1 protein-coding gene is annotated in these 6,001 nt (G+C 58.5%); it reads left to right on the top strand.

The window, feature by feature from the left end; all coding sequences use genetic code 11:
* Positions 1-186: 186 nt before the first annotated feature.
* Positions 187-6,001: G5 domain-containing protein (locus tag HMPREF2635_RS02975; protein WP_070821258.1), on the top strand; the 5,815-nt coding region annotated here is incomplete at its 3' end.

Raw genomic sequence — 6,001 nt, 5'->3', positions numbered from 1 at the left:
TCAACGCACTCTAAAACCGGAAGGGCCGGTTTATGTATAGGAGGATACAATTTTTAGAGTTCACCTGCCTATTTCCTGTCAATCCTTAAACGAATTTGTGAGGAAATACCTTGAGAAGCCGTCGCGGCTTTCGGGTTTCCGCACTGTGGGGTGGGGCAGGGTACTGCATTTGAAAGGACCTAAGGAATGAATGCACCACGAAGTGGCTCGGCCCGTCGGCCCTCTTCCCGTAAAGGAGTAGCAGCACTTTCTGCTATTACACTCGCGCTGAGCGGCCTCAGCATCACCTCTTTTAATACTGTCGTCCCCGAGGCCACAGCAGCTTCTGGCTTTACCGGCGGCCTCCGCGGCAGCGACGGCAACGGCGCGGTAGAGCAGGACGCCCAGAAGGCCTCCGACCTGCCGGCCGGTTCGTGTGTTGTCTCGGAATCCGCTCCGGATGGCAGCCAGGCTGGTTTCAGCTGGAACACCTTGGAACCAGGCGCTGACAGCCCCTCGAAAACCCGGTGGGGTTTGAGTGTCTCCTTCGATAACTCGAAGGATCGCACGTTCGCTGATTGGGGCTTTACCAATTCAGGGTTGTTGTCGGCGGTTCTCGATGCGGGACAGGTTCCCTCTATGGGGGCCGGTCAGACTTTTCTTGGCAACAATGTCACTGACAAGGCCACCGAAAACCTCGGTATTACTGCTTCTGCCCGACAGCGAAACCTGAATCTCAACGCGGAACTTACCGATGCAAAAGTCAAGCAGTTCGCTGAAGCCACTGCCGCTAACCCGGTACGCTACGCCTGGCAGGGCACGTACACCAAGGACAACGTTAACGGTCCGAAAGCCACCCAGGGAAGCAACGCATCCTTTACGGCCATCGTGAACCCGTGGCCGAGCGAGAACATCGAATGTAACCCGATCACGGTGTCGTGGAAGAACCAGGAGAAGCTGGTCATCAGACCGGGCGAGGTGCTCGAGGTCGGCAAGATCAACGTACCTGCTATCACTGGCGGCGGCACCGACGATTCCATGTCCCGCATGGTCGTGGAAGCCTACGACGCTCAGGGCAACTTCATCGGAACGAGCGACACCGATGCCTCCGGTGGTCAGCAGCGTCTGACCATCGACGCCGACGGCACCATCAAATACACCATGCCGGAGTACAAGGGCACGAAGCTGAGCGATCAACAGGGAATGCGCTTCAGCGTGCTGGCCAAGCCGCGTACTGTGGATCAGCTCCAGGCTGCCGGTGAGAACAACAATGAATTTGGCGATACCCAAGTCTTCGACAGCTCCAACTCACTGACGCGCTATAGCAAGCCGAACGTTATCGCCAACCACCAGTGGAGTTTCGATGACACCCAGTTCCACGACCCGAAGTATAACCCCGACCAACAGGCAATTATCTCCGGGGTGGAGGACAACAAGCCCACCAAGGAACGACAGGTAGTCACGTTCAAGGAGGCCGGGGACAAGATTTCGAACCTGGTGAAGAAGCGCGAGGACGGCGGCTTTGACGCCGAGGTCAAGCTGGATAAGAAGAACGTCTACTCGGGTTGGGATGTCAAGATGGATCCCAATACCTACGAAGTCACCGTCACCGCTCCGCTAAACCCAGCCCCTGGCACCTTTGCCCAACCGCGCGTCATCGTGACCTACTCCAATGGCTCGCGGGATATTATCCCGCTGCTTGTGACGGTGGACCACAACAACACTCAGGTCTCGGAGCTCCAGAGCCCGGGCAACACTAAGGGCGTTCCGGGTCAGGACATCGAAGCACAGCTGACTGTGGGCAAGGTCATTGATGACTACGGCCCCTTCACCCCGACGTCTTATGAGGTAGTGGGAGGTGTGCCGGAAGGCTGGACGGTGACCGTGGATGAGAACGGTAAGGTCACCGCAAAGTCCCCGAAGGATGCCCCGAACTTCTCGACGATCACCCCGAAGATCAGGGCTACCTACCCGGATGGCACGATCGACGAAGTCGATGTTTCCTTCCAAGTAGTCAACAACGTGAAGGTGCCGGACTACACCGCTGTCTCCGGCAAGCCTGAGGAGGAAGTGAAGCTTCAGCCGGTCATGCCCCCGGTGGGTCTGGGCGGCAGTGAAGACGACGAAGAGCCCAACCGCTACACCTTTGAAGACGGCAGCACCGAGTACAAGGTGGGTGATTGGACTGTCACTGTCGATGAGAATACTGGTGAGCTGACCTCCACCATCCCGAAGTCTGCACTGCCGGGCGCGCAGCTCACCGTTCCGGTGAAGGTGTACTACCCGAGTGGCGCGAACCCGCAGATCGCTACTGGCACCATCAGCGTTATCGGTGACGGCTCTGGCGAGGACAACGCTTTCTACCGTCCCCAGCTCACTAAGGCTGGGGAGCCGGTGAAGTCGGACATCACGACCTTGTTGGATGATCCGAAGAAGGCCACATACAAGCTGCCTCCGAAAAATCAGTGGCCTAAGGATTGGGAGTTCTCCATCGATGAGAGCGGTACAGTTACCGCTACTCCTGGTGAAAACGTGCCGAACGGTGCTACCGTCACCATCCCGGTAGAAGTCACCTACCCTGATGGTTCCAAGGCAAGTGTGCCGGCGGACTTTACCGTCGTTGATGCATACGCGCGCGCGAACCAGCCTTCCTACCCGACTGTGACCGGTGATATCGGCACCACGGTGACGAGCAAGGTCGACCGCACGTACTTGAGTGATGCTGCTGAACCGCGCTTCTCCCTCGTGACTGACCCGAAGGATCCGGACTACATTGCACCTCCGCGCAACCTGACCTGGGACCAGGTGAAGATTGATCCAGTCACGGGTGAGATCACCACGCCGATCGGCAAGAATGTACTGCCGGGGTCTTCTGCGGATATTCCAGTTCGCGTGACCTACAAGGATGGTTCGCGCGACTTCACCATCGCCACCGTGGTGGCGAGGGGTAAGCACCGCCAGATCTACGAGCCGAAGTATGAGCTGAAGACCACGAAGCCTGGCGTCGAGAAGGCCTCCCCGATTTTGGATGACACCAAGGTTCCTGAGCGTGACTTGGCCGAAGATAAGTCGAAGCGATTCAGTGCACCCGACAACGTCGAGGGCTGGACTGTCAAGGTCGACGAATCCGGCATCGTGACCGCGACCCCGCCGGCGGACGCGAAGGCTGGCGACGGCATCCAGGTTCCTGTGGAGGTTACGTACCTGGACGGTTCCAAGGAGACTGTTTTCGCACCGTTCAAGGTGATTGAGGAGCAGAAGGACGTCAACGAGCCTTATTACTCCGTGGAAGTCACTGGTCCGGGCACCGAGGTCAAACGATCCATCCAACCGAATAACATTCCGGTCGGGTCCAAGTTTGCCTTCGGCGTGGACGGTGATGAACCGATCACCGAGACAGAGATTGACGGGTGGAAGTACAAGATCAACCCGGACACCGGTGAGATTTCTGTGACCCCGCCTGCTGGCGCTAAGCCAGGCGATAAGCACGACAACAAGATCACCGTTACCTACCCAGATGGCTCGGTGGATGATGTCCCCGTCAGCACCATCGTCAAGCTGACCAACAACTGGGAAGCAGATCCGACCTACCCCGAAGAGACGGTCTACCCGGGTGAGACTGCGAAGCTGCCGGTGAAACTCGAGAAACCGGTCGACGTCAACGTGGCGAAGGAAAACCCCTACAAGCTGGGTGAGGTTCCTGCAGGTTGGACCGTCAGCATTGACGACAACGGCCAGGTAACCGCAACCGCACCGGCGGATGCCAAACCAGGTACGCAGGTCACGATTCCCGTAACGGTTACCTATGAAGACGGTTCCACGGACACTGCCAAGGCAGTGGTGAACGTAGTCGATGTTCCGACCCGTGAGGTTCCGTTCAAGGTCGAGTACAAGTACGACGACTCCATCCCCGCCGGTACCCACAAGGTTGAGACCAAGGGCGCGCCGGGCGAAGAGAAGCAGAACAAGGACGGTAGCTGGGAGCGCACCAAGGCTCCCGTCAACGAAGTTGTCGTCGTCGGCACCAAGCCTGCTGAGAGTGCCAAGGACGTTAAATGGACGGTCCCGATTCCTTTCCCGACTGAGGTTCGCGAGAACCCAGACCTGAAGCCTGGTGAAACCCGGGTTGTTCAGGAGGGCGAGAACGGCGAGAAGACCTACACCGCCAAGTTCACCGCTAAGGGTTCCGAGGCACAGATAGCCGAGGAAGAAACCACCAAGGAAGCCAAGCCGCGCATCATCGAGTACGGCCCGGGCCTCGCTCCGAGTGAGCTCGTGACCAAGACTGAAAAGCCGATTCCGTTCGAGACCAAGGTCGTCTTCGATGACACCCTGGAAGAGGGTAAGCAGGTTGTCGATCAGCAGGGCGAGCTCGGCACCGAGGTTGTGACCTCGACTCAGAAGATCGCAGACGGCAAGCCTTCGGGCGACCCGGTCGTGACATCTGAGCGCACGAAGGAGCCGACCGAGCAGATCATCCGCGTTGGCACCAAGACCACCGGCACCAACACTGAGGCCGTTAAGTCTGAGGTTCCGTTCGGCGTGAAGATCGAGTTCGATCCGACACTGCCTGCCGGCGAGTCCAAGGTGACCACCAAGGGTGAGCCGGGCGAGAAGACTGTGACGATCACGCGCGACATCGTCAACTCCAAGCCGGGCGATCCGCAGATCTCTGAGGAGATCACCAAGCAGCCGGTCGATCAGGTCATCAAGGTCGGCACCAAGCCGTCCGAGGCATCCGAGAAGGTCACCTGGACTGCCCAGGTTCCGTTCGAGGTTATTACCCGTCCGAACCCGGAGCTGAAGCCGGGTGAGATCAAGGTCGTCCAGAAGGGCGTGCCTGGCGAGAAGACCTACACCGCTGACTTCACCGCCAAGGGAGACCAGGCAACGGTCATTCCGGAGGAGAAGCAGACTAAGGACCCGGTCAACGAGATCATCGAGTACGGCCCAGCGGCTGAGGACACCACCGTGGTGACCAAGGTTGAGAAGCCGGTTCCGTTCGAGACCGAGATTGTCTTTGACAACACCCTCAAGGAGGGCGAACAGAAGGTTGACCAGCAGGGTGAACTTGGCACCGAGGTTGTGACGTCGACTCAGAAGATCGTCGATGGCAAGCCTTCGGGTGACCCTGAAGTGACGACTGAGCGCACCAAGGAGCCGGTCAAGCAGATCATCCGCGTGGGCACTAAGTCGGAAGGCACTCACACCAGTGAGTATGTCAAGGATGTGCCATTCGAAACCGAGGTCATCTTCGATGACACGATGGAAGCGGGTAAGCAGGAGACTGTCCAAGAAGGCCAGCTCGGTAAGGACAAGGTCACTACGACGCTGACCATCGTGAACTCGGAGGTTACGGACACAAAGACCGAGACCCAGCGTGTGACCGAGCCGGTTAAGAAGATCATCAAGGTGGGCACCAAGGGAACGCCGACGTCTACCAAGATCGAATGGACTGAGAACACCCCGTTTGAAGTTGAGGTACGAGTTAACCCCAAGCTGCAGCCTGGTGAGACCAAGGTTGTCCAAGAAGGCAAGCCTGGTGAGATAAAGCACATCGTTGATGTCGAGGTCGACGACAAGGGCAATGTCACCAAGGGTGAGCCCACTAAGTCGACCGTGAGCGAGCCGGTTAAGCAGATCATCGAGGTTGGTCCGGCTAAGGACCACGAGTCCACATTGACGGATAAGCACACCGAGAAGACCCCGTACGACACCCTGATCGAGTACGACCCGAACCTCGAGGTGGGCAAGGTTGTCGAGGACCAGGCAGGTCAGTTTGGTGAGAAGGAGATCACCAAGACCTGGCAGCTCAAGAACGGTCAGCCGGTAGGCGATCCGGAGACCTCTGAAGAGGTCATCAAAGACCCGCAGCCACGCAGGCTGCGCGTGGGTACCAAGTGCAAGTGCGAAGGCCCGAGTGACGAGCCGAGCGTGCCGAGCGAGGAACCAAGCGAGACCCCGACGACGGACCCGACCGAGCCGACCGACCCCACGGACCCGAGCGAGCCGACCGAGACCC

The sequence above is a fragment of the Corynebacterium sp. HMSC035E02 genome, from assembly GCF_001836065.1.
In the GTDB taxonomy this organism is placed as follows: domain Bacteria; phylum Actinomycetota; class Actinomycetes; order Mycobacteriales; family Mycobacteriaceae; genus Corynebacterium; species Corynebacterium hiratae.
Note: the sequence above shows the minus strand (reverse complement) of the source record. Positions and strands in the feature narration are given on the sequence as shown.